The 259-nt window shown below is 56.8% G+C and carries 1 protein-coding gene; it reads left to right on the forward strand.

Going from position 1 to position 259, the window contains the following annotated elements; translation table 11 throughout:
- Positions 1-259, forward strand: a 259-nt coding sequence (locus CXF72_RS00590) for a hypothetical protein (protein ID WP_157823158.1), incomplete at both ends; no start/stop codon positions are given.

A 259-nucleotide genomic window follows, 5' to 3' on the forward strand; every position in this document is an offset into this window, starting at 1 on the left:
CCCGATCAGCCAGACCGGTGATGCGATCGATGCCAACCTTCCGGTGATCTCCAGCGTTTCTATCCCTGACACTGCGATGAAGGTGAGCGATACGGTCACGGTAACCCTGACGGTCGCGGACGATGGCGGTGAGACCTACAGTAATCTATCGGGCACTATTGGTGGCTTTGCCTTAAGCAATCTGCAACGTACCAACAGCACTACCTACACCGCGGAGTTTACGGTGACCGATAGGGGGACCGATGTGGCCGCCATCGAT

This window comes from Psychromonas sp. MB-3u-54, from assembly GCF_002836415.1.
Lineage (GTDB): Bacteria > Pseudomonadota > Gammaproteobacteria > Enterobacterales > Psychromonadaceae > Psychromonas.